General features: G+C 37.3%; 28 protein-coding genes. All 28 read left to right on the top strand.

The annotated features are described in order from the left end of the window. Window positions 1-3: 3 nt before the first annotated feature. The 28 genes from fabG to CWD91_RS07270 all read left to right on the top strand — a co-directional run bounded on the left by fabG (window position 4) and on the right by CWD91_RS07270 (window position 25,634). Complete coding sequence (gene fabG, locus CWD91_RS07135; RefSeq protein ID WP_103440280.1) at window positions 4-747, top strand: 3-oxoacyl-ACP reductase FabG; 744 nt, start codon at window positions 4-6, stop codon at window positions 745-747. A 16-nt stretch (window positions 748-763) separates the two neighbouring features. Next, window positions 764-1,987 (top strand): beta-ketoacyl-[acyl-carrier-protein] synthase family protein, encoded by a 1,224-nt coding sequence (locus tag CWD91_RS07140; protein ID WP_103440281.1) that lies wholly within the window; start codon window positions 764-766, stop codon window positions 1,985-1,987. 2 nt (window positions 1,988-1,989) lie between these two features. Further along, window positions 1,990-2,232 (top strand): phosphopantetheine-binding protein, encoded by a 243-nt coding sequence (locus CWD91_RS07145; protein WP_103440282.1) that lies wholly within the window; start codon window positions 1,990-1,992, stop codon window positions 2,230-2,232. 55 nt (window positions 2,233-2,287) lie between these two features. Next, a complete protein-coding gene (locus CWD91_RS07150; RefSeq protein ID WP_103440521.1) occupies window positions 2,288-3,169 on the top strand; it encodes an LpxL/LpxP family acyltransferase in 882 nt (293 codons plus the stop codon). Between the two features lie 168 nt (window positions 3,170-3,337). Next, complete coding sequence (locus CWD91_RS07155) at window positions 3,338-4,264, top strand: NADPH-dependent FMN reductase family protein (protein WP_103440283.1); 927 nt, start codon at window positions 3,338-3,340, stop codon at window positions 4,262-4,264. Then, entirely contained in the window at window positions 4,264-5,394 is a 1,131-nt protein-coding gene (locus CWD91_RS07160; protein ID WP_103440284.1) for a beta-ketoacyl-ACP synthase III, read from the top strand. Before CWD91_RS07155 ends, CWD91_RS07160 begins: the two co-directional genes overlap by 1 nt. Next, window positions 5,395-5,832 carry a hypothetical protein gene (locus CWD91_RS07165; RefSeq protein ID WP_103440285.1) on the top strand — a complete coding sequence of 146 codons (438 nt, stop codon included), beginning with the start codon at window positions 5,395-5,397 and terminating at the stop codon, window positions 5,830-5,832. Window positions 5,833-5,895: 63 nt separating this feature from the next. Further along, on the top strand, window positions 5,896-6,288 hold the full coding sequence (locus tag CWD91_RS07170) for an ABC transporter permease (protein ID WP_239985681.1): 393 nt from the start codon (window positions 5,896-5,898) through the stop codon (window positions 6,286-6,288). An 85-nt stretch (window positions 6,289-6,373) separates the two neighbouring features. Continuing rightward, a complete protein-coding gene (locus CWD91_RS07175; RefSeq protein WP_103440287.1) occupies window positions 6,374-6,775 on the top strand; it encodes a hypothetical protein in 402 nt (133 codons plus the stop codon). Between the two features lie 3 nt (window positions 6,776-6,778). Further along, a complete protein-coding gene (locus CWD91_RS07180) occupies window positions 6,779-7,780 on the top strand; it encodes a BtrH N-terminal domain-containing protein (protein WP_103440288.1) in 1,002 nt (333 codons plus the stop codon). Between the two features lie 7 nt (window positions 7,781-7,787). After that, window positions 7,788-8,531 (top strand): ABC transporter ATP-binding protein, encoded by a 744-nt coding sequence (locus CWD91_RS07185; protein ID WP_103440289.1) that lies wholly within the window; start codon window positions 7,788-7,790, stop codon window positions 8,529-8,531. Further along, window positions 8,524-9,792 (top strand): ABC transporter permease, encoded by a 1,269-nt coding sequence (locus CWD91_RS07190; RefSeq protein ID WP_103440290.1) that lies wholly within the window; start codon window positions 8,524-8,526, stop codon window positions 9,790-9,792. Before CWD91_RS07185 ends, CWD91_RS07190 begins: the two co-directional genes overlap by 8 nt. After that, entirely contained in the window at window positions 9,782-10,219 is a 438-nt protein-coding gene (locus CWD91_RS07195; RefSeq protein WP_239985682.1) for an acyl-CoA thioesterase, read from the top strand. The genes CWD91_RS07190 and CWD91_RS07195 overlap by 11 nt, the downstream gene beginning before the upstream one ends. Continuing rightward, window positions 10,212-11,360, top strand: a complete 1,149-nt coding sequence (locus tag CWD91_RS07200; RefSeq protein WP_103440292.1) for a beta-ketoacyl-[acyl-carrier-protein] synthase family protein — start codon at window positions 10,212-10,214, stop codon at window positions 11,358-11,360. The genes CWD91_RS07195 and CWD91_RS07200 overlap by 8 nt, the downstream gene beginning before the upstream one ends. Then, window positions 11,357-11,980 (top strand): 3-oxoacyl-ACP synthase, encoded by a 624-nt coding sequence (locus CWD91_RS07205; RefSeq protein WP_103440293.1) that lies wholly within the window; start codon window positions 11,357-11,359, stop codon window positions 11,978-11,980. Before CWD91_RS07200 ends, CWD91_RS07205 begins: the two co-directional genes overlap by 4 nt. Further along, window positions 11,977-12,234, top strand: a complete 258-nt coding sequence (locus CWD91_RS07210) for a phosphopantetheine-binding protein (protein WP_103440294.1) — start codon at window positions 11,977-11,979, stop codon at window positions 12,232-12,234. Before CWD91_RS07205 ends, CWD91_RS07210 begins: the two co-directional genes overlap by 4 nt. A 98-nt stretch (window positions 12,235-12,332) precedes the next feature. Then, window positions 12,333-13,535, top strand: a complete 1,203-nt coding sequence (locus CWD91_RS07215) for a beta-ketoacyl-[acyl-carrier-protein] synthase family protein (RefSeq protein ID WP_103440295.1) — start codon at window positions 12,333-12,335, stop codon at window positions 13,533-13,535. A 78-nt stretch (window positions 13,536-13,613) separates the two neighbouring features. After that, window positions 13,614-14,678: a beta-ketoacyl synthase N-terminal-like domain-containing protein gene (locus tag CWD91_RS07220; RefSeq protein ID WP_103440296.1), complete on the top strand. Its 1,065-nt coding sequence runs from the start codon at window positions 13,614-13,616 to the stop codon at window positions 14,676-14,678. Between the two features lie 191 nt (window positions 14,679-14,869). After that, window positions 14,870-15,448: a polysaccharide deacetylase family protein gene (locus CWD91_RS07225; RefSeq protein ID WP_239985684.1), complete on the top strand. Its 579-nt coding sequence runs from the start codon at window positions 14,870-14,872 to the stop codon at window positions 15,446-15,448. After that, window positions 15,441-16,070, top strand: a complete 630-nt coding sequence (locus CWD91_RS07230) for an outer membrane lipoprotein carrier protein LolA (protein WP_103440298.1) — start codon at window positions 15,441-15,443, stop codon at window positions 16,068-16,070. Before CWD91_RS07225 ends, CWD91_RS07230 begins: the two co-directional genes overlap by 8 nt. Then, a complete protein-coding gene (locus CWD91_RS07235) occupies window positions 16,051-16,659 on the top strand; it encodes a hypothetical protein (RefSeq protein ID WP_103440299.1) in 609 nt (202 codons plus the stop codon). Before CWD91_RS07230 ends, CWD91_RS07235 begins: the two co-directional genes overlap by 20 nt. Before the next feature lie 2 nt (window positions 16,660-16,661). After that, the gene (locus CWD91_RS07240) at window positions 16,662-17,255 is read left to right on the top strand and encodes a porin family protein (protein ID WP_103440300.1); all 594 of its coding nucleotides are present in this window, start codon (window positions 16,662-16,664) and stop codon (window positions 17,253-17,255) included. 5 nt (window positions 17,256-17,260) lie between these two features. Next, window positions 17,261-17,629 (top strand): hotdog family protein, encoded by a 369-nt coding sequence (locus tag CWD91_RS07245; RefSeq protein ID WP_103440301.1) that lies wholly within the window; start codon window positions 17,261-17,263, stop codon window positions 17,627-17,629. After that, the gene (locus tag CWD91_RS07250) at window positions 17,630-18,118 is read left to right on the top strand and encodes a hypothetical protein (protein WP_157943744.1); all 489 of its coding nucleotides are present in this window, start codon (window positions 17,630-17,632) and stop codon (window positions 18,116-18,118) included. A 108-nt stretch (window positions 18,119-18,226) separates the two neighbouring features. Next, entirely contained in the window at window positions 18,227-19,396 is a 1,170-nt protein-coding gene (locus tag CWD91_RS07255; protein WP_103440522.1) for a DUF2062 domain-containing protein, read from the top strand. Further along, window positions 19,389-23,090 carry a 1-acyl-sn-glycerol-3-phosphate acyltransferase gene (locus tag CWD91_RS07260; protein WP_103440303.1) on the top strand — a complete coding sequence of 1,234 codons (3,702 nt, stop codon included), beginning with the start codon at window positions 19,389-19,391 and terminating at the stop codon, window positions 23,088-23,090. Before CWD91_RS07255 ends, CWD91_RS07260 begins: the two co-directional genes overlap by 8 nt. Window positions 23,091-23,215: 125 nt before the next feature. Continuing rightward, the gene (locus CWD91_RS07265) at window positions 23,216-24,751 is read left to right on the top strand and encodes a phytoene desaturase family protein (protein WP_103440304.1); all 1,536 of its coding nucleotides are present in this window, start codon (window positions 23,216-23,218) and stop codon (window positions 24,749-24,751) included. A gap of 10 nt (window positions 24,752-24,761) precedes the next feature. Beyond that, window positions 24,762-25,634 (top strand): cupin-like domain-containing protein, encoded by an 873-nt coding sequence (locus CWD91_RS07270; protein ID WP_103440305.1) that lies wholly within the window; start codon window positions 24,762-24,764, stop codon window positions 25,632-25,634. Window positions 25,635-25,643 lie beyond the last annotated feature (9 nt).

Genomic DNA, 25,643 nt, shown 5'->3' on the forward strand with positions numbered 1-25,643 from the left:
TAAATGAGCGAAAAAAAGAAATTTGCACTGGTAACCGGAGGATCAAGAGGAATTGGAAAAGCCATATGCCTACAGCTAGCACTAGATACCGAGTATAAGATTCTTATTAATTACCAGTCCAATGAATCCGCAGCACAGGAAACCTTAAATGAAATAGAAAAAACCGGAGGGAGTGCGGAACTTATACAATTTAATGTTGGCGATTCGGAAGATGTAAAAGGTAAATTGGATAAATGGCATGAGGACAACAAGGAGGCTATTATAGAAGTAATTGTAAACAATGCCGGTATTACCAAAGACGGCCTGTTCATGTGGATGAAACCAGAAGAATGGAACAATGTCATCAACACAAGTCTAAATGGTTTTTTCAATGTCACCAATTATTTGATCCAAAAATTATTGGTGCATAAATACGGGAGGATCATTAATATGGTTTCCGTATCAGGCCTTAAAGGGACTCCTGGGCAAACCAATTATTCCGCTGCAAAAGGGGGGATAATAGCGGCTACCAAAGCCTTGGCTCAGGAAATAGCAAAAAGAAACATTACGGTCAATGCCGTGGCACCAGGTTTTATAAGTACAGATATGACGGGCGAATTGGATGAGAAAGAGCTTAAAAAAATGATCCCTCTGAACCGCTTTGGCAAAGCAGAGGAAGTGGCCCATTTAGTTTCATTTTTGGCATCTAAAAAAGCATCTTATATTACGGGGGAGGTCATTAATATTAACGGAGGAATTTATTCTTAAAATAGAACGAGGAAAGATGAGCAGGGTGGTAATTACAGGTATGGGAATATATTCTTGTTTGGGCAAAAACCTGGATGAAGTCAAAGAGTCTCTGTACAATGGAAAGTCAGGAATTGTTTTTGATGAAAAGAGAAAGGAATTTGGATATCGTTCCTGTTTAACTGGAATGGTGGAAGAACCAGACCTTAAGGATCTATTGTCCAGAAGACAACGCTTAAGTATGGGGGAGGAAGGTGCATACGCATACGTGGCTACATTGGAGGCTCTAAAAAATGCAGGATTAACCCAAGAATATATTGACCAAAATGAAGTAGGTGTACTATATGGAAACGATAGTACGGCTAAATCCGTGGTAGAATCCATAGATAAATTAAGGGAGAAAAAAGATACAACTTTGGTTGGTTCAGGTGCCATATTTAAGGCCATGAATTCGTCTGTTACAATGAACCTTTCCACCATTTTCAAATTAAGAGGCATCAATTTCACAGTTAGTGCAGCTTGCGCAAGCGGATCACATGCCATTGGCATAGCCTATCAATTGATCAAGAGTGGACTTCAAGATTGTATTATATGTGGCGGCACCCAAGAAATCAATGAATTGGCAATGGGCAGTTTTGATGGCCTTGGCGTATTTTCGGTCAACGATGTTAAGCCAGAGACCGCCTCACGCCCCTTTGACCAAAGTAGGGACGGACTTGTCCCAAGTGGTGGTGCAGCATCACTTATAGTTGAAAGCTATGAATCCGCTAAAAAAAGGAATGCTCCTATTTTAGGCGAAATTATAGGGTACGGATTTTCCTCCAACGGAGACCATATCTCTACACCAAATGTAGATGGCCCAACAATAGCTATGAAAAAAGCCATTGACCAAGCCAATATTAAACCCAGTGAAATAGATTATGTAAATGCCCATGCCACATCTACTCCGGTAGGTGATTCCAATGAAGCTAAGGCCATATTTGCTGTATTTGGAAAAGAAGGCCCCTGTGTTAGTTCTACAAAATCCATGACAGGACACGAATGTTGGATGGCAGGTGCCAGTGAAATTGTCTATTCCATGTTAATGATGGAGCATTCCTTTATTGCTCCCAATATAAATCTTGAAAACCCTGACGCGGATGCCGCCAAATTAAATCTGGTAAGAAAAACACTGGATAAAAAAATTGATGTATTTTTGTCGAATTCTTTTGGATTTGGAGGTACAAATTCAGCATTGCTAATAAAAAAAGTGAAAGATTAAAAATGAATAAAGAAGTAATTATTGATAAAATAAACAACTTTCTTATAGATGAATTTGAAGTTGATGCAGATGATATTACCCCATTGGCCAATTTAAAGAAAACACTTGAATTGGACAGCTTGGATTTTGTTGATTTAGTAGTGGCCATCGAATCAAACTTTAGTGTGAAATTGATGGGAGAAGATTTCATAAATGTAATTACATTACAAGATTTTTACGACCTTATTGAGCAAAAATTAAACTAAAATATAGTCGCAAAACTGGTATATTCCTTTAAAACCTTGCGTATTGGATAAGCAAATATCAAATCAATGGAAAGGAAAGTCCAGGGGTTCTGTTTTAGGATATAAGATTTTTGTATTTTGTATAAAAAGGCTAGGGTTGAGATCCGCCTATTTTATACTTTATTTTGTGGCGTTCTATTTTTGTTTTTTTGCGGCCTCAAGTACTAGGGCAAGCTATTATTACTTCAACAAAAGACTTAAATACAGTACCTTAAAAAGTATTTTTGCCATTTACAAAAGCTACTATGTATTTGGGCAGACCATTTTGGACAAAGTGGCCATTTCTTCGGGACTTAGAAATAAGTTTACCTATCATTTTGATGGAATAGAAAATTTGAACCAAACCTTGGCAAATAAAAAAGGGGGGATATTGATCAGTGCCCATTTGGGAAACTTCGAAATAGCCGAATTTTTCCTGGACGAATTGGAAGGAAATGCTACAATTAATCTATTGACAACAGATGTGGAGCACAAGGCCATAAAGGAATACCTTGATCAGTATATTAAAAAATCCAAAACCAAATTTATTATCCTTAAGGAAGATCTTTCCCACATCTTCGAAATGAATGCCGCTTTGGCCAAAAATGAAATTATTTGCATGACCGGGGATAGATATGCTACATCGGCCAAGTTAATGTCCGCAACTATTTTAGGTGAAAAGGCACAATTTCCATCAGGTCCTTTTTTATTGGGATCTAGATTAAACGTGCCGGTCCTTTTTGTATATGTAATGAAGGAGACCAACAAGCACTATCATCTTTACGCTAGAAAAGCAAACTTTAAGAAGCGCGATGCCCAAGGATTATTGGCCAATTATATTGAAAGTATGGAATGGATCATAAAACAATATCCATTCCAGTGGTTTAACTATTTTGATTTTTGGAATTCAAAAAACTAAGGTAGTTAAGACCTAAATTTTAGATCCAATATTTAGATTTAAATTAAACCCGGGCCTAAACAAATAAAAGCAAAATATAGATTATATTCAAAGTCCAGGAAATAGTCCTTTGGCTTTTGGTCAAGTGGCAATCCTGACGGCATTAATAAAAAGAGTAATAGATTACCCATGAAAGAAGTTCTTATAATTTATTATTCCCAATCCGGGCAATTATTGGATATTGTACAAAATTTAGCATCTTCCCTAGACAGCGAAAAGGTCAACATCACCTATTACAGGATACATCCCGAAAACGATTATAAATTTCCTTGGAAACAGGATGAGTTCTATGATGCGTTTCCTGAATCCTTTTTGCAGATACCCTGTAAACTTCATCCTCCAAAGTCAGATATACTTGAAAAGAAATATGACCTCGTAATTCTAGGATACCAGGTCTGGTACTTAACTCCTTCCATACCAATAAACTCCTTTCTAAAATCCGATTATGCAAAAAAAATCCTTGACAAAACACCTGTAGTTACGTTAATAGCATGCAGGAATATGTGGTTAATGGCACAGGAAAAAATGAAACGTTTGCTAGTTGCATGCAATGCACAACTGGTGGGTAATATAGCCTTAGTGGACCGCCATATAAATCATATCAGCGTAATAACCATAGTACATTGGATGTTAGGAGGGAAAAAAACCAAATATTTGGGGATTTTCCCAAAACCAGGGGTGTCCGACGAGGATATTAAATCCTCTAAAAAATTTGGTAATCCTATCAACAAATCATTAATAAGCAATGATTATACCAACTTACAGAACGATTTATTAAAGTTGGATGCAGTTAAGGTAAAACCCTTGTTGATCCAGACCGATATAAGGGGGAATGTTTTATTTACCAAATGGGCCAACCTCATAATTAAGAAAGGACCTACAGGTAATCCGAAACGGAAAAAATTACTGGTATTGTTCAAATATTATTTGTTATTTGCAATCTGGGCGATAGCTCCAATAGTTTTTATTGTATTTTTGGCGACTTACATTCCCAGGTACAGTAAAATTAAAAGGGATAAAGCATACTATTCATCCGTTAGTTTAAAGAACAATTAATGAAAGACGTTTATATTACCAGAATAGCCAAGTTCTTACCAAATAATCCTATTGACAATGAACAAATGGAGGAGAAATTGGGTGTCATTAATGGTAAGAACTCTAAAGCTAGACGAATCGTCTTACGCAACAATCAAATTAAGACCAGATATTACGCTATAGACGATCATGGCAACATTACCCATAATAATGCCCAACTGACCAAAGAGGCCATTGAGCTTTTATGTGACGACACTTTTACAACCAAGGATATTGAACTTCTTTCTTGTGGCACTAGTAGTCCCGACCAAATTTTGCCATCACATGCTTCAATGGTTCACGGCTTTTTGAAAAATGTAAATTTAGAGGTAAATTCCCCTTCAGGAGCCTGCTGCTCTGGAATGAATGCCTTAAAATATGGCTTCTTGGCCATTAAGGCTGGGCAAGTATCCAATGCAGTATGCACCGGATCTGAAAGAACCTCGACTTGGATGAAATCGGATATTTTTGAAAATGAGGTGGAACACTTAAAAGAGCTGGAAGACAACCCTATATTGGCCTTTAATAAGGAATTTTTGCGTTGGATGCTATCCGATGGATCTGGAGCTGTATTGCTGGAAAGTGAGCCAAAGGGCGCAGCACTAAAAATTGAGTGGATGGAAGGATATTCCTATGCACATGAAATGGAAACATGTATGTATGCCGGTGCCGATAAATTGGAAAATGGCCATTTAAAACCTTGGAGCGAATACCCCGCTTCGGAATGGGCAAAGAAATCCCTTTTTGCCATGAAACAGGACGTTAAATTATTGGGTGAAAACATATTGGGAAAAGGTGTCGATAGTCTCAAATTGGCCATGGAAAAACACCAAATCACAACGGCCGATTTTGACTATTATTTGCCCCATATCTCCTCATATTACTTTAAGGAAAATTTATACGAGGAATTAAAACGACAAGGAGTAGAAGTGCCTTGGGAGAAATGGTTCATGAATTTGACCAAGGTAGGCAATGTTGGTGCAGCTTCAATTTTTGTAATGTTAGAGGAATTGGTAAGCTCCGGAAAACTAAAAAAAGGCGATAAAATATTGTTACACGTACCGGAAAGCGCTAGGTTTTCCTACGCATATGCATACCTAACGGTCTCTTAAATGAACCTATTAAAACAAACGATAATCGATAGAGGGTTAATTGAAAATCTTATTCCCCAAAAGGCACCCTTTATTATGGTAGATAAGCTCTTTCACTATTCCTGCGAAAAAGTAATTACTGGTTTTACCCCACCCAGGACAAATTTGTTTGTGGACAATAATAGATTTATGGCTGCCGGACTTATTGAACACATGGCACAGTCCGTTGCCCTTCATACTGGATACCAATATTTTCTAAGAAATGAGCAGGCCCCAACAGGCTATATCGGAGCCATTAAATTGGCCGAAATACTGGAATTGCCAAACCCAGATCAGGAACTTGTTACAACGGTCACAATTCTACATGAAATTATGGGTGTTACATTAGTACAGATCCAAGTTACCTGCAATGACAAAATTATAGCAAACAGTGAAATGAAAACCGTATTGGCAAACTAATTGAATACAACACCTTCACATATAGATATACATAAGTTTTTGCCCCACAGAGCACCTATGCTCATGGTCACAAAAATAATTAACCTAGATAAGGAAAGGGTGACTACCGAATTTAAAGTTACCGAAGATTGTATCTTTGTAAAAAACAATAGGTTTACAGAATCGGGGATTATTGAAAATGCGGCCCAATCATGTTCCGCAATAGTTGGCCAGGATTTTTTTGCCGCGGATGACCTTGAAGGGGAAGGCAATAGCGTTATTGGTTATATAAGCGGTATTAAAAAGGCCAACATTCTTTTATTACCCAAGCTGGGGGACACCCTAATAACCAAAGCCAAACTAGTATCCAATTACAGTTCGGGAAATTTTAGCATTTGCACTATGGATTGCAAAATTTATACAGACGAAGTATTAGTGGCAGATTGTATTTTAAATTTTCTTATTCAGGAAGTTTAAGTTGATGTATCGATCAAATAGAAAATTGTAAAAATTACTTTGTAAGCCAATAATTTTAGGCCTATAAATTATAAAGACCTAGGGGATGAAAAAAAATGAGGTACCACAGGACAAAAGCAATCTAGAGTCGGCCAATTTCAAGGAACTGTGTTATGCCGTTGATGAAAATGGGGAATACACCACTGAATTAAGTACCGGGTGGGACCCAAAGACCATTGCGTTGAACAATGCAATCGAAGCTATAAATGAGCGCATTTCCGATTCAAAACAACGGGTAAAAGATCAAAAAGTGAGCCCCTTGGAATACTATATGGAACTCCATAAAATGGACCTCCCAATCCTAGCTAGTTATGTTGGGATCTGGAAGTGGAGGGTTAAAAGACATTTTCGACCTGCCATATTTAAAAAACTAAATAAAAAAACATTGCAAAAATATGCTGAAGTCTTCGATATCACGATCGATGAGCTACAACGCACCGACCTCTAAACAATGGAAATAGATTTTAAACACAAGCAAGCCGCACATTGCGAAAATGGTGTAGTAGCCAACCTAATGACACATAATGGATTTACGGTAAGTGAACCTATGGTCTTTGGAATAGGATCTGGGCTTTTGTTCAGCTATATCCCTTTTTTAAAAGTAAATCATGCACCTGTAGTTTCATACAGGGCAATGCCCGGAATTATCTTTACAAGATTTGCCAAACGTGTAGGAATTAAAATTAAGCGCGAAAAATTTAGTAATGCTCAAACAGCTAAGACCAGATTGGATGAAAACTTGGAAAGAAACAATCCGGTAGGACTGCAGGTTGGCGTTTTTAACCTACCCTACTTTCCCGATGAATATCGCTTTCATTTTAACGCCCACAACATGGTCGTCTACGGCAAAAGGGATGGTATTTATTTAATAAGTGACCCCGTAATGGAAACCGTTACCTCACTTACCGAAAAAGAACTGGAAAAAGTAAGATTTGCAAAAGGAACCTTTGCCCCCAAGGGACACATATACTACCCTACCGCCTTCCCTAAAAAGCTAAAGCTTGAAGAAGCAATCATCAAAGGTATAAAGCACACCTGTAGGGATATGCTGGCGCCGGTCCCAATTGTTGGGGTAAAAGGAATACGGAAAATTGCCAAACTAATTCGTAAATGGCCAAAGTCCAAAGGAATTAAAACCGCCAATCATTATTTGGGACAAATAGTACGTATGCAGGAAGAAATAGGCACCGGAGGTGGCGGGTTTCGATATATTTACGCTGCATTTTTGCAAGAAGCCGGGAAATTACTTGAAAATAATAAACTTTTGGAGCTTTCCAAAGAAATGACCTTGATCGGAGACCAATGGCGCGATTTTGCTGTGGAGGCATCGCGTATATACAAAAATAGAAGCAATTCAGGAGCTGTAGACCATTACGACCATGTGGCTACACTTCTGGAAAACCTTGCCAACAAAGAGGAAGTATTTTTCAAAAAACTAAAAAAGGCTATATAAGGTAACAATGATCCTAATATCCCAACTCTCCAAAAAATATAAAAATGCCGAAGAATATTCGGTATTGGACCTTAACCTAAAGATAAACGAGGGTGAGATTTATGGGCTTTTAGGACCAAACGGGGCAGGGAAAACAACACTAATTTCCATGTTAAGTTCCTTGATAAAACCCACAGCGGGCCATTTTTCCATTAATGGATTTACCTATCAAAAGAATGGAAACCAACTTAGACAACTAATTGGCATCGTACCCCAGGAATATGCGCTCTACCCTACCCTAACCGCTTATGAAAATTTGTATTACCTAGGTAGTATGTATGGTCTAAAGGGGGAGCAATTAAAAGAAAAGATCAATTTTCATTTGGAGGTTTTGGGTCTTGAGAAATTTTCACGCAAAAAATTGGACACCTTTTCTGGCGGAATGAAACGCCGTATTAACTTAATTGCCAGTATCCTACATGATCCCAAGGTTTTATTCTTGGACGAACCCACAGTTGGTGTGGACGTACAATCCAAAAATGTAATAATAGATCATCTAAAAAAATTGAACACCCTTGGCACCACAATTGTTTACACATCCCATCATTTGAACGAAGCAGAACAATTTTGTACCAAGGTGGCTATAATAGACCACGGAAAGATTATTGTGGAAGGGGCTCCTAAAGATCTCATTTCCCGGTACCCGGAATCACATAATCTTGAAGATGTTTTTTTGACCCTAACCGGAAAAGCCCTAAGAGACCATGCATAAACTATGGGCCTCCACATATAAGGAATTACTGCTCCTATCCAGAGATCTTGGGGGGTTGGCCATCTTATTTGTGATGCCATTGATATTGGTCGTCACCATCACCTTAATCCAGGACAGTACCTTTAGGTCCATCAATGACAACAAAATACCCATCCTTTGGGTAGATTATGATAAAGGGGAGGTTTCCAAAAATATTTACGATGGTCTGGCCGAGTCCAATTCCTTTAATATTATTGGGAAAGAAACAGACAATGAAGCCAAAGAACTTGTGTTCAAGGGAAAGTACCAATTGGCTATTGTAATTCCACCCAACCTTAGTTCGGAACTGGAAAAAAAAGTAAATTTAAATGTGGAAGGGTTGCTGTCCAAATTTGGTTTGGACGAAGATATGCCGGAGTCAGAAAAGATGGATTTGAAAAAAAAGGAGGTGATACTTTACTTTGACCCAGCAACCCAGATGGCCTTTAAAAATTCCATAAAGAATGGGATAGACAAGATGATCTTTAAAATAGAGACCCAGACTATTTACAAGGCCTTTCAATCCCAAATTACAGATGATGAAACCGAAGCAATATTTGATACCGAAAGTTTTATCACCTTTAAAGAAATAACTCCTAGAATTGGGGAAAATGAAATAATTCCCAATTCTGTGCAACACAATGTACCGGCCTGGACATTATTCGCCATATTTTTTATCATTGTCCCCTTGTCCATCAATATGGTCAAGGAAAAAAGCCAAGGCACCTTTGTTCGCTTAAGGACCAATCCTGTTTCTTATTTAACCGTATTGGGAGGAAAAACCTTGGTTTACCTGTCCGTATGTCTTATTCAATTTGGACTTATGTTGGGGATAGGGGTTTATCTTTTCCCAATCCTAGGTCTTCCAAGCCTCGATGTTTCAGGGAAAATACCACAATTGTTCCTAGTCGCTATTTTTGCAGGACTTGCGGCCATTGGACTTGGTTTGCTTTTGGGAACGGTAGCAAAGACCCAAGAGCAATCCGCTCCCTTCGGAGCCACTTTTGTAGTTATATTGGCTGCTTTGGGAGGTGTTTGGGTTCCTGTCTTTATTATGCCTAAGTTTATGCAGACATTATCAAATTTATCTCCCATGAATTGGGGATTAAATGCCTTTTATGATGTTTTTTTAAGAGATGTGGGCATAATTGATCTTGTACCTGAACTAAGCTTATTATTTTTATTCTTTGTCGTAACCACCGCAATTTCTATTTTTTATAATGAAAGAAAAAATGCTGTCTAATAACAAATCGGAAATTAGCTTTACCAGTGAAATTAGGGTTCGCTTTGCGGAAACAGACCCTTTGGGCATTGTATGGCATGGAAATTATATCCAATATTTTGAGGACGGCAGGGAGGCCTTTGGTCGCCATCATGGAATTTCTTATCTCGATCAAAAAGCAGCGGGCTATTCCACCCCCATTGTTAAATCCCGCTGTGAGCACAAACTTCCTTTGCGCTATGGTGATGTTGCCACTATTAAAACCATTTTTGTAGATTCCCCAGCCGCAAAAATGATATTTAAATACGAAATCTACGATCCTCAAAATAAATTGGTATGCACTGGGGAAACGGTACAGGTTTTTGTGGAAGACGAAGGCGGATTATACCTGACAATGCCTGCATTTTTTCTGGAATGGAAACTTAAAGTTGGATTATTGAATGAATAAGATCTATCTCTCATATAACAATATTGTTTCATCCTTGGGGTTCAATAGTCCAACCGTAGTCGAAAATATCCGTAAGGGGGTTTCGGGGATCACATTAATTGAGGATGAAAACTTATTCCCTACCCCTTTTTACGCTTCAGTTATCAATTCCAATTTAATAAAAGAGGCCTTTGAATCATTGGGGTCCAATGATGATTATACGCGCTTGGAGCAAATAATGATTATTTCCTTGGACAAAACACTTAAAGAATCCGGGGTAAAATTAACAGATAGGGTTGGCTTAATATTATCCACTACCAAAGGAAATATAGATACCTTGGACCCAAAGCACCCTATGCCCCCGGAAAGAGCCTATTTGGGAACTTTAGGACATATTGTCAAAAACTATTTTGGATTTACCACTGAACCTATTGTGCTTTCCAATGCCTGTGTTTCAGGAGTATTGGCCGTTTCAATTGCTAAGAGGTTTATTGCCCAGGGGACATTTGATCAAGTTTTTATTATTGCTAGTGATGTGGTTTCCAATTTTATTCTTTCCGGTTTTAATTCCTTCCAAGCCATGAGTTCCTTACCCTGCAAACCCTATTGCAAGCAAAGGTCCGGAATTAATATTGGGGAAGTGGCCGTCAGTGTACTGGTTAGCAAAGATCATGACAATTTAGTGCCTGAGGCCGTAGAGGTATTGGGCGAAGCCTCCTGTAATGACGCCAATCATATTTCCGGCCCCTCTAGAACCGGGGAAGGGCTATATCGCAGCATTCAATCAGCCTTTAAAGAAGCAAAGGTAGGCCCTCAGGACATGGATTATATATCTGCCCATGGCACCGCAACCACTTTCAATGATGAAATGGAGGCAATAGCCTTGAACAGATTAGGTCTGGATACCGTTCCATTAAATAGTCTTAAAGGTTATTTTGGACATACACTGGGAGGGTCCGGTCTTTTGGAAACCATTATTGGCATGCATTCCCTTTATCACAGTACCCTGTATTCCTCTTTGGGGTTTACTGAGTTGGGAGTATCCCAGCCCATCAACGTTATTACAGAAACTACCACCAAGAATTTAGATTACTTTTTAAAGACTGCCTCCGGTTTTGGGGGCTGCAATACTGCTGCCGTATTTAAAAAAGTACAATCATGAAAGTCGAACAACTTAAAATAAAGGAATATTGCAGTATTTTCAACAACAAGGTAATGTTGAACGAGCAGTTGATCTTTGAAAACCAGGAGACCGATTTTAGCTCGTTTATAAAACTGGCCTATAAAAAGTTGGATACCAACTATCCAAAGTTTTTTAAAATGGACGACCTGAGTAAACTTGGTTTTTTGGCTGCTGATATTTTACTCAAACCAATATCCTCAGATTCAGAAAGACCAAAGAATATTGCCTTGGCATTTTCCAATAGTGCGTCTAGTCTGGAAACAGATAGGAAGCACCAAAATTCTATAGTTGACAAAGAGAACTATTTCCCGAGTCCCGCCATTTTCGTCTATACCTTGCCCAATATATGCCTTGGAGAGATTAGTATTAGACACAAGCTATATTCTGAAAATAGTTTTTTTATCTTTAACCACTTTAATGCGGGATATCTGTATGACTATGCAACATGTTTGATTAAAACTGGAAAAGCGGATGAAGTATTGTGCGGATGGATAAACCGTGACGCAGATGACTACGAAGCATTTTTATATTTAGTTTCTACTGAAGGAAGCATTGCACATAATAAAGAAGAAATAATAAAATTGTACACAAGAAAATGAGCGATTTAAAACAAGAACTAAAGGAAAAAATTATAACCCAATTAAACTTGGAGGATATTGCAATTGATGAAATTGCAGATAACGATTCTTTGTTTGGTGACGGCCTGGGTCTGGATTCCATTGATGCATTGGAACTCATAGTAATGTTGGATAAGGATTATGGAATTAAACTTACCGACCCCAAAGAGGGTAAAAAAATATTTGAGTCCATTGAAGTTATGGCAAATTATATTACCAAGCATCGTACTAAATGATTAAGTTGTTTTAACCATATGAAACCTAGGTGTTCATTCACTTATTAAAGAAAATGGTTACATCCAAAGAAATCTAGACCCTAAAATATAATAATTACATGTCCAAAGGAGTAGCTATAACGGGAATGGGAATAATATCTGCCATTGGAAACAATGTGGCCGAAAATTACCGTTCACTTATAGATGGCAGAACTGGAATTTCCCAAATTTCCAAAATAAACACTCTTCACAAGAACAGTATTATGGTAGGTGAAATTGAATTCACCAACGGTGAATTAGAAGCAAAATTGGGATTAAGCGCTCCAAACAATTACTCCAGAACCGCCTTATTGGGGGCTATAGCAGCCAAGGAAGCTATTGCCAATGCCAAAATAACCGACATAAAAGCCCACAGAACAGGTCTTATTTCCTCCACCAGTGTAGGAGGCATGGATATGACGGAAAAATATTATTACGATTACTTGGAAAGTGAGGACAATAGGCGATATATAGAAGGACACCACGCTGGGGATTCTACGGAAAAGATAGCGGAACAATTGGGCATAGATCAGAGTTTGGTCACTACCATAAGTACAGCTTGTTCCTCAGCTGCGAATGCGATAATGTTTGGGGCCAGGTTAATAAAAACAGGACAATTGGATAGGGTAATTGTTGGAGGGACCGATTGTTTGTCCAAATTCACCATTAACGGTTTTAAAACCTTAATGATCTTGTCCGATACTCATAATACACCTTTTGACGAAAATAGAAAAGGCCTTAATTTAGGGGAAGCGGCCGCTTATTTAGTACTGGAATCGGAAATGCTGGTGAAAAAAGAAAAGAAAAAAGTATTGGGATATGTGGCAGGATATGGCAATGCCAATGATGCGTTTCACCAAACTGCATCTTCCGAAAATGGTGATGGCGCAACCCTATCTATGGAGAAAGCGCTTACCGTTGCAGGACTGGAACCTAAGGACATTGATTATATAAATGCCCATGGGACCGCCACTGGAAACAACGACTTGTCCGAAGGTCGTGCCATTATCCGTGTTTTTGGGGAAGAAGTTCCCGAATTCAGTTCAACAAAAGCCTATACCGGACATACCTTGGCCGCGGCAGGGGCAATAGAAGCTGTATATGCGATACTATCGCTCCAAAACAACATTATTTATCCCAATTTGAATTTTAAAACTCCAATGAAAGAGTTTGCCCTAATCCCTCAAACTAAGTTAAAAGAAAAAGTATTGAACGTCGTTCTTTCCAATTCCCTAGGGTTTGGTGGAAATTGTTCCACACTTATTTTTTCAAAACGGCCCTAAAAGGGAATTGTTATATTTACATTTAGACCACTCGATCTTTTTAGATATTATAATATAAATCGGCATTTTCAACCAAGAATGGAAAAAGTTTTTATTAACAGTATCGGTTCCATATCTACCCAAAGAACATTTGATAACAATGATTTTTTGGAGGAAATTACCACCTATGAAGACAATATTATTCCTGCAATAGAACCCAACTATAAGGATTTTATCCCGCCAGCGGCTGCAAGGAGAATGGCTAAGGGAATAAAAATGGGCGTAGTTGCTGCCAAAATAGCTATGGAGGAAGCCAAACTATTGAATGTAGATGCCATTATTACCGGAACAGGAATGGGATGTGTTCGGGATTCTGAAAAATTTGTCACAGCCATTTTGGACAACAATGAGCAGTTTCTTACCCCTACCTCCTTTATACAGTCTACCCACAATACGGTTGCGGGTCAAATAGCCCTGGGTATCGGGTGTAAAGGATATAATTTTACCTATGTCCATAGCAGCATATCTTTTGAATCCGCCCTTATAGATGCCTTAATGCAATTGAAGTTAAAGGAAGCGAAGAACATACTTGTAGGTGGTGTTGATGAATCGGGTGAACACACCAATGCCATTCACGAACTAATACGGCATATAAAACCTGAAAAAATTAACACTAACAAGCTGTTGCAGTCCAACACCGAAGGAGCTGTTTTTGGGGAGGGAGCCAATTTTTTTGTATTGTCCAACAACAAACAAAATTCCAGCTATGCCCAGTTATTGGATGTAAAAACCTTTAATACCCTACCTAAATCAGAGCTGACGACCAATCTAGTGGAATTTTTAAATAACAATAATCTTTCCGCAGACGATATAGATGTCTTGATTAGTGGAAATAATGGAGACGTAAACTTCGACAATTATTATTTGGAACTCACTGAAGGGCCTTTTAAAAACACCCAACAGGTTTATTACAAACATCTTAGTGGAGAATTCAACACGGCATCCTCTTTCGGATTTTGGTTGGGTGCCAAAATTCTTAAAACTCAGTACCTACCAAGTGAGATTAGCCTGAACACTATTAAATCCAAAGGGTTTGGAATTGTTTTACTGTACAATCAATACAGGGGTAAAAACCATAGTTTCACCCTTCTGCGCCAATGTTGAAGTTTCCAGTTATAAATGGCCTTTTTACCTTCGCTTTTGCCGCCCTGCTTATATTGGATTTTTTTTGGGCCATTAGGTGGTGGGCATATGGACCAATAGTCATAATTTGGGCGACTCTTACAATTATTGGCTCCTTCCATATCCGTTGGAATTATCATCTACCAGCCCTTCATTTCAATAAGGAAATCCAAATGAATTGGGTTGCCATTACCTTTGATGACGGTCCCCATCCCGATTTTACACCAAAAATATTGGAGCTGTTACAAAAATATAATGCAAAGGCATCCTTTTTTTGTGTGGGTCAGCTTGTAGGACAGTATGGTAGCGTTGCAAAGGATATCATTGAAAGAGGTCATACCATAGGGAACCACACTTATACACATTCCAATGGCTTTGGATTCTTAAGCACGAATAAAGTATTGTTGGAACTTCAGAAAACCAATGAAACTATACATGAACTAACGGGGCTCAATACAAAATTATATAGACCCGCCTTTGGGGTAACAAACCCTAATATAAATAGAGCAGTAAAAAAAATGAACCTTGAAACAATTGGCTGGAGCATTCGATCTTTGGACACCACCAAAAGATCAAAAAAGGCCATTCTGGAACGTGTTACCAGCAAATTAAAGAAAGGCGACATCATCCTACTTCATGACACAAGTGAAAAAACAGTTGAAGTATTGGAACAGTTATTGCTATTTTTACATCAGAACAATATGCAATCGGTTTCTGTAGACCAATTGCTAGATATTGAAGCCTATGCGTAACGTACTATTTCTAATTGTCCTATTTGGCCATGTTTCCACTTTAATAGCCCAGGAAAGCAACATGGATAATACAGAAATTGCTAGGTTTAAGACCATGATCAATGGAACTTCAAAGGCAACGAACACTATCCAAAGTAATTTTACACAATATAAGCACCTGGATTTTTTATCCAGTGATATCATATCACAGGGAAAAATGGCGTTTAAAGCTCCAAACATGGTAAAATGGGAGTATATAAAACCATTCGAATACAGTGTTATTTTCAAGGACGATAAATTATCAATAAACGATTCCGGAACCAAAAGCAATGTGGACCTGGGAAATAGTGCTCTTTTCAAAAAACTTAATGAACTTATCATCAATAGTGTAAAAGGCAACCTGTTCCAAGATTCGGATTTTAGCATGGATTACTTTAAAAGCCCAGATTATTATAAGGTCATCTTCATCCCTAGGGACGAGAAAATAAAAAGCTATATCGCCTCTTTTATTTTATTTTTCGAGAAGGAAAATGCCAATGTCCTAGAGGTTAAAATGGTAGAACCATCAAAGGATTTCACTAGAATAGTCTTTACTGACCGACTGATCAACAAACCATTGGACAATGAAGTATTTACTAACTAGCTTAACAGCATTGTTATTGGCTTGTGCTTCCTATCCAAAAAAGAATAATTTAGAAAGGAAAATTGGGGTAACCCCCACCATATCCAATCCTTATTTTTCCGATATGGCCAAGGATTATGTCTATAAGGCTAAAATAAATTTTGTTACGAAATCCTTTGGCGGAATTTTTGTAGTAAAAAAACTTGGCGAAGAGCACCATAGGGTAGTCTTTACAACAGAAATGGGTAATAAGATATTTGATTTTTCGTTTAACAAAAACGAATTCAAAATTAATTTTATTCTAGATGAAATGAATAAAAAGATTCTCATTGATCTTCTTAAACGGGACTTTCATGTTTTGACCAATGAAAATCCCAAAATTTTGAACCAATACGAAAAACCTGGGGATACCATTTTCCTGGAGACCCAGATAAAGAATAACACTTACTTTTACCTTACAGCAGACCAGCAATTGCATCAAATACTGGAATCTCGAGGGAGAAAAGAAAAATCGGACTATATTTTTACAGAAGTAGAAAACAATCATGCCAGGAAAATTAATATTAGGCATAAAAACATTAAGTTAACTATTGATTTAAAAGCGATTTAAAGATGAATAAACTACTCTTATTAAGCCTTTTCTTCATTATTTCCTCCAGCGTATTTGCCCAAAGTAAATCCCAATTAGGCATAAGAATGGGAGCAAACAGTGCTAGGGTACTAAATTCGGAACTGGACACCAAAACGGGAATATATGCGGGATTATTTTTAGCTGTCCGTTTTTCGGATAGTTATACGATGCAACCAGAAATTGCCTATTCCAATCAGGGAGGTAATGCCAGCTTCAGAAATGGGGAAGACTTAAATATAAATTATGTATCCATTGGTCTGGCCAATAAATTTTTTGTAAGTAAGAATCAGGGGTTCCACCTTAATTTAGGTCCGAGTCTAGACATTAATTTTGATGATAATTTCATCAATCTAATAAATGACAATGGCGATAATCTAGAAATTACTCCTATAGACATAGCCGTGTTCGGAGGAATTGGATATGAGTTTGATTTTGGTTTGGCATTGGAATTGAGGTTTAAGCAAGGATTGATCGATCTGGATTTCAATGACTCTGGGGAGTATGGAGGCAATTCTGAGGAAAATCAATTAAACAGGGTCATCCAAATTGGGCTGGCCTATAAATTTAATATGTAACCTAAATGTTAATACAAGGACTATATACAACCGAAGCTTTTAATAAAAGCGAAGAAGGCTTATCCGCCCAAATCAAATTAAATCCCAAGCACGAAATATTTAAAGGCCATTTTCCAGGAAAGCCTATTATGCCGGGGGTTTGTATGATACAAATCATAAAGGAACTAACAGAAAGGAGTCTTGGAAAGGATTTGTTTCTATCCGTAGCCTCCAATGTGAAGTTTATGGCGATTATTAATCCGGAAACCGACCCATTACTTATTATAGACATCCACATTTCCGAATTGGACGGTTTACTAAAAATAAAAAGTACTACCACCTTTGGGGAAACAGTTGCCCTTAAACTTAGTGCAACCTTTAAAAGTATGGCCTAAATGAAATACCTTTGTTTTCTCTCATTACTGATGTCCTCGTCGTTTTTCACTCCCGATCTTGCCCAGATACGAAAGGATTTTAAATTGGCCACCAATAACCGTGAATCAGCCCTTGCCTTAAGGGATAAATTAGAGCCTATAACCAAGGAGGACAACAAACTTCTGGTAGCCTACAAAGGTGCGGTTATGGCATTATCGGCAAAATACACCAAGGAAAATGTAGAAAGAAAAAACCTCTTTAAAAACGGCGTAACATTATTGGAGTACGCGGTATCGCAAAAACCCGACAATATAGAAATAAGGTGTCTTAGATTAAGTATTCAGGAAAATTCTCCCAAGTTTCTGAAATATAAATCCAACATTCAAGAGGACAGGACATTCATTTTAAACCACTACGAAAAGACCAATTCACAAGCGGTCAAGGATTTTGTTAGTTCGTTTATATTACAATCAACAGAATTTAATACTGAAGAAAAGCAACGGTTTTAACTATAGTAATTCCTATTTTTGCGAACCATATCTTGTTTTTTCCTTTAAGGAAGAACAACCAAATTGCAAAAAACCGTGTCGCAACAAACCACATCCACAACTGAAGCTATGGATCAGCTAAAATGCTGTGTGGTCATACCTACATTCAACAATCACAAAACCCTAAAAAAAGTTATTGAAGGGGTGTTGCAATACACCAATGATATTATAGTCGTAAATGATGGGTCAACGGATAACACTTCCGATATTTTAACTCATTTCTCCCAAATTCACACTATTCCTCTAGCTCAAAACAAAGGCAAGGGATTCGCCTTGAGAAAAGGTTTTGAGTTGGCCTTGGAACTAGGTTTTCAATTTGCAATCACAATAGATTCCGATGGTCAGCACTTTCCGGATGACATCCCCATACTTATTGACAGCTTAGACAAAGAAACGTCTAAAAACGTTCTTTATATTGGGGCTAGAAATATGGGGCAAAAAGACGTGCCTAAAAAAAGTAGTTTTGGCAACAAATTTTCCAATTTTTGGTTTTGGGTAGAAACTGGGATAAGACTACAGGATACCCAATCCGGTTATAGACTTTATCCCATAAAGGCCCTAAAGGATATCAAGTTCTTTACTAGAAAATTTGAGTTTGAAATTGAGGCCATTGTCAAGGCGGCATGGAACGGAATACAAGTGAAGAATATTCCGGTAAAAGTAACCTATGATGTTACGGAAAGGGTATCCCATTTTAGGCCATTTATAGATTTTTCTCGAATTAGCCTGTTAAATACCTATTTGGTAATACTCACATTTCTTTATATTTTTCCACGTGATATAATCGAAAAAATAAAAAAAAAAGGAATTAAAAGGTTCTTCTATGAAGACTTTCTAGGCAGTAATGATTCCCATGAAAAAAAAGCAATTTCAATAGCATTGGGAGTCTTTATTGGATTATCCCCTCTTTGGGGATTCCAAACCCTGATAGTTATTTTCTTGGCAGTACTATTTAAACTGAACAAGACCATTGCCTTTGCCTTTTCCAACGTAAGCTTCCCTCCTTTTATACCTTTTGTACTATTTATTAGCCTTAAAATAGGGCATTGGGTCTTGGGCACCGAATTTGATTTCACTTTTGAGGAAGCTGGAGCAAATTTCGAAGTAATAAAACATTTAAAATCCTATATAATCGGAAGCATAACCCTTTCCTTTGTTGGAGCTTTAACCACAGGAATCTGTGGATATATTATATTGAACATTTTTGACAGAAAAAAAATTGCACTTAAAAATGGGTAGTTTTTTGTATACGTTTTATGAATATGTTGCCAAAAGAAAGCTGACTAGCGTCATTGGCCTAGTAGTCCTTTTTTTAATCCTTATATTTTTTGCTTTCAAAATTGAATTCGAAGAGGACATTACCAAGCTCATACCCAATAATAGCAAGACTGAAGAAGTTCAAAAAGTATTAAAATCAGTAAATTTTTCGGATAAGATCATCGTCAATATTGTTAGACAACCAGGGTCAACCATTGAAGAATTAACTGGGTATGCAACTGTATTCCTTGATAGTATATCCAAAAAATCTTCTTCACATATAAAGAAAATCCAAGGCAAGATAGATGATAGTGACCTCGGCAACACCATGAGTTTTGTCTATGAAAATGCTCCCTTGTTCTTGGATAAGGAAGACTATAATGTTATTTCAAAAAAACTAGAAAAGGACAGTATTTCCGAAATCACAAAAAAGAACTACAGAACATTAATTTCCCCATCAGGAATTGTTGCCAAGGAAATGATCCTAAAAGACCCCCTCGGAATTTCCTTTATAGCCCTAAAAAAATTAAGGCAACTGGGAATCGGAGAGCAATTTACCCTTAAAGACGGCTTTCTCCTGAGTAAGGACCTACAGAATATATTACTTTTTATTACTCCGGTCCACCCTTCCAGTGAGACCGTGGAAAATACCAAATTCGTAGCCGATCTATATGAAACCCAGGAAGAGCTTGACCATTTGTTTAAGGACAAAGTAAAAAGTGAATACTTTGGTGCCACTTTAATAGCGGTCGCCAATGCAAAACAGATAAAAAAAGATATTCAATTAACGGTCAGTATAGCACTATCCATCTTAATTGGCATCCTGATTCTATTTTATAGAAAAATAACCATTCCCATTATACTCTTTGCCCCTACCCTTTTCGGTGCCGTATTATCCGTAGCAGTACTTTATTGGACCAGAGGGAAGATTTCTGCCATTTCCCTAGGTATAGGCTCGGTGCTTCTTGGCGTTACTTTGGACTATTCATTACATATCCTAACCCAAATAAGAAATAATCCGTCCATTAAAACACTTTATTCGGATGTGTCCAAGCCCGTTATTATGAGCAGTATTACCACTGCCTTAGCCTTTTTATGTCTACTTTTCCTGGACTCTCAAGCGCTACAGGACCTTGGCATTTTTGCTGCCGTAAGCGTAATTGGCTCCTGTATTTTCGCCCTACTATTTATACCCCACGTTTATCGGAATAATGATAAAATTAAAATTAGGAACACCCTTTTAGATAAAATAGCTTCCTACAATTTTCATAAAAACAAATGGGGCATTGTGGTTCTTGTAGGCTTGTTGACCGCCAGTATCTTTTTTCACGATAAAGTAATATTCAATAAGGATATTTCCAAACTCAACTATGAACCTACCGCCCTATTGCAAGCTAGGGAAAGACTGGATGCACTTACCAATATGTCCTCCAAATCTATTTATTTGGCCATATATGGGGAAGATAGCGAAGTGGCGTTTCAAACCAACGATACCATTTACCAAGAATTGATCCGCTTAAAGAACAACGGAGAAATTCTTAGTTTTGGATCTATTGGCACCTTAGTTCTTTCACAGCAAAAACAGCAAGAAAAAATTGCCCTTTGGAAGGATTTTTGGGATGCTGAAACTATTGCAAATACAAAAGAAAATCTTGTAGAAAGCAGCGCACAATTGGGATTTAAGCCAAACTCTTTTGATAAATTCTATTCCTTTCTCAACAAGGATTTCAACTTGCTGAACGTTTTGGATTACAGTAGTGCCGCAGCTTTACCTATTGACGACTACATTGTTACCAATAATGGTTTTACAACTATTACATCACTGATGAAATTAAAGGAGGGAAACGGAGAAAGGATAAAGCAAATTTTTAAAGGCTACCCCAAAACCCTGGTAATAGATAGACAAGAAATGAATGAGATGTTTTTAGGCAATCTCAAAAATGATTTCAATAAGCTAATTGGTTACTCATTGGGAATAGTAGTCTTGATCCTGTTCCTGTTTTTTAGGAGTTTTTCCCTCGTCTTGGTAACCAGTATTCCTATTTTATTGACCTGGTGGTTGACCATTGGCATTATGGGTATGTTTAATATAGAATTCAACATCTTTAATATCATCATCTCCACCTTTATCTTTGGGTTGGGAATAGATTACAGTATATTCATAACCACAGGGCTGCTTAAGGAATACGGAAAAGGAGAAAAAGTTCTTACTACACATAGAACCTCGATTCTACTATCCGCCATAACCACCATTTTGGGTATTGGCGTGCTTATTTTTGCAAAACACCCAGCTTTACATTCCATTAGCCTGGTATCTCTCATTGGAATCCTATCGGCTGTTTTTGTTGCCTTTACCCTTCAGCCATTATTGTTTTTACTCTTTATTGGGAGTAAGGAAAAACGCCCTATTAGCCTGCGATTACTAATTCATTCCGTCCTTTCATTTGGTTATTATGGTTCCGGCGGACTATTGTTGTCTATATGGAGTGTTACCTTTATGAAAATACTGCCCTTTAACAAAAAGTTTAAAATGAAATGGTTTCATAGAACGATTTCAAAATTCATGAAATCGGTCCTGTACACCAATCCCTTTGTACGCAAAAAAATCATCAACTTATCGGGAGAAGATTTTAGCAAACCAGCTATTATTATAGCAAACCACACCTCATTTTTAGATATATTGGCTGTTGGCATGTTACATCCAAAGATTATTTATTTGGTGAACGACTGGGTGTACAAATCTCCAATTTTTGGAAAAGCCGTACAATTGGCCGGATTTTATCCCGTGTCCGAAGGAATTGAAAACGGCTTGGAACATTTAAAAAACAAGGTAGCTCAAGGATACTCTTTAATGGCATTCCCAGAGGGCACAAGGTCCAAAACCAATAAAATAAGACGATTCCATAAAGGGGCCTTTTATTTGGCGGAACAGTTTAACATGGATATTGTTCCGGTTTTAATACATGGAAATTCTGAAGTGCTCCCTAAAGGAAGTTTTGTGATAAAAAACGGCAGTATCACTGTAAAGATTTTAGATAGAATTGCGCCGGAAGACGATGACTACGGTAAAACATACCGTGAGCGCAATAAAAATATTGCTGCACATTTTAGGTCCGAATTTCAGAAACTCAGAAATGAAATGGAAGGGGATTCCTATTTTTTAAGGACAATTCTTGAGGATTACAGGTACAAGGGGGATTCCATTTACAATACGGTAAGCAAAGATTTAAAAAATAACTCCAAAATATATTCTGAAATCTCAAGATATATTGCATCTTCAGATACCATAGTTCATCTTTCAAAAGGATACGGACAGCTAGATTTTCTATTATCTTTAAATGCCGTTGATCGCAAAATTTTTACTTACTTAATGGATGAGGAGGTCAGACCTATTGTAAGAAACAGTTTTATTGCCCAGCAAATAGCAAAATTAACCGTGGTAGAATCAATTAATGAGGCGGTGGAACATCCTGCGGATATAATGATTATCGATTTAGAAATAAAAGATCTTGAAATGCTAGATCATATAATAAAAAACAATATTAGATTACTGATTTTAATAAAAGACGGTATAAAATTGCCTTCGAAAATTATGAAGGCAAGTGGTTTTAAAACTGTTTTGGAATATGAAAACCTTATTATCTTTGAAAGGATAAAGGATCAAGATAACCTTTAGGTATAAGGATCCAAAAATATCCTTGCCATTCAACATGGAAGGATAATAATTATAGTACAGTTAGGCAATACATACCTAAACACTTTATTGAGTATTGGTTTTGGTAATTGCAAAGAATTCAGCATATGAAAGAACATTACGATATTGTAATTGTCGGAAGCGGATTAGGGGGATTGGTTTCTGCCTTAATTATGGCCAAGGAAGGTTATAGTGTCTGTGTTTTGGAAAAAAACAATCAATTTGGGGGCAACCTACAAACCTTTGTCCGGGATAAAACCATTTTTGATACAGGTGTACATTATATTGGCGGACTTTCAGAGGGCCAAAACCTAAACCAGTATTTTACATATTTGGGTATAATGGATCAATTAAAACTCAAAAAACTGGATGATGATGGCTTTGACATCGTAACGTTTGACGGGGATCCAAAAGAGTACAAACACGCTCAAGGGTATGAGCGTTTTGAAAACAGTTTGATAGCACAGTTTCCAGAAGAGGAAAAAGCCATAAAAATTTATAGTGATAAGCTAAGGGATACCTGTTCCAAGTTTCCTTTGTACAATTTAAACAAAGGCAAGCCTTCCTATGAGAGTGATGAAGTATTTAAATTAAATGCCAAAATTTATATCAATTCCCTTACAGATAATAAAAAGCTACAGGCAGTTTTTGCAGGAACCAATTTTCTTTATGCCGGTGATGGGGAACGCTCACCATTCTATGTTCACGCGCTTTCCGTTAATTCCTATATAGAAAGTGCTTACCGATGTGTAAACGGGGGAAGTCAGATCACCAAGGTACTTATTAGACAAATAAAAAAATATGGAGGCGACACCTACAAACATCATGAAGTATCCAAATTCCATGTAAAGAATGGGGAAGTTACTTCGGTTGAAACTAAAAATGGAAAGCAAATAAATGGCGATATCTTTATATCCAATGTTGAACCTAAGCTTACCCTAAAAATGGTAGGTGAGGAAAACTTTAGAAAATCCTATACCAATAGGATCAATAAGATAGAAAGTATTATTTCCGCCTTTAGTCTATACATTGTCTTAAAACCTAATTCATTTAAATACCACAATAAGAATTTTTATCATTTCAAATATGAAGATCGTGTTTGGGATGCCCAAGATTACACCCAAGAAAGTTGGCCTGAAGGATATATGGTCTCTATGGGTATTAATAAAAAAGATGATGGTTGGGGAGATAGTTTAATAGCTATGACCTATATGAATTTTAATGAGGTTAAACACTGGCAAAATACATTTAACACAGTTGCCTCTAAAAATGATAGAGGACAGACTTATGAGGAGTTCAAGAATTACAAGACAGAAATTTTTATTGCGGAATTGGAGAAAAAGTTCCCAAACCTACGTGATTGCATTCAAACCGTTTATGCCTCCACGCCACTATCCTATAGGGATTATATTGGATCACATAATGGATCCATGTATGGCTATGTCAAGGACGTAAACAATCCTCTTCATTCATTTGTCTCTCCCAGAACAAAAATAAAAAACCTTTTATTTACCGGTCAAAGTTTAAATATGCACGGAATATTAGGAGTAACGATAGGAGCAATTATTACCTGTTCCGAATTGCTTGGAAAAGACTATTTACTGGAAAAAATTTTGGAGGTCAATAAAACTCAAGAGGTGTAAAAATTTTAATATGGGACAAATTAAAACGATTCCGATTACCAGGGTAAGCAATATTAGTAAAGAGGATTTTATTAATAAATTTTATAAAACCCAACGTCCCGTTTTAATTGAAAACCTCACTAATGATTGGCCGGCCCGTAAATATTGGAATATAGAGTATATTCAGGAACGGGCGGGAGACCAGATTGTTCCACTGTACAATAATGAACCTACCAAAGGGAAACAAAACTCTGCCGCCCCAGCAATGGAAATGAAACTGTACGACTACCTTGAAATCCTTAAAAAACAACCTACGGACCTTCGTATATTTTTTTATAACATTCTGGATAAAATGCCGGAATTAATTAAGGATATAAGGTACCCCGATATAGGTTTAAAATTTTTCAAACGCCTTCCGGTCATGTTTTTCGGTGGCAAAGGTTCGGTAGTGCTGCCCCACTATGACATGGATTTATCAGACCTACTTCACTTTCATTTTCACGGTCACAAAAGTGTACTTTTGTTTCCCCCGAACCAGACCAAGTACCTGTACAAGGTACCCTTTTCAGTACACAATTTGGAATCCATAAACATGGACGAACCAGATTTTGAAACCTATCCCGCCTTAAAAAAGGCAGAAGGACTATATATTGAAATGAAGCACGGAGATGCCTTGTATATGCCAAGCGGATACTGGCACTATATTAAATATTTGGATGGTGGCTTCTCCATTACCTTAAGGGCATTGCCCAAACGCCCCATATTGTTGTCCAAAATGTTTGGGAATCTATTTTTTATGAGACCATTTGAAAATACTATGCGAAAACTATGGGGGCAAAAATGGGTAGATCTTAAAGAGAAAAGGATGTTATTAAAAACCAATAAAAAGTTGAAAAAACAATAATTAGGTATT

The organism is Arenibacter hampyeongensis (assembly GCF_002909255.1).
GTDB lineage: Bacteria > Bacteroidota > Bacteroidia > Flavobacteriales > Flavobacteriaceae > Arenibacter > Arenibacter hampyeongensis.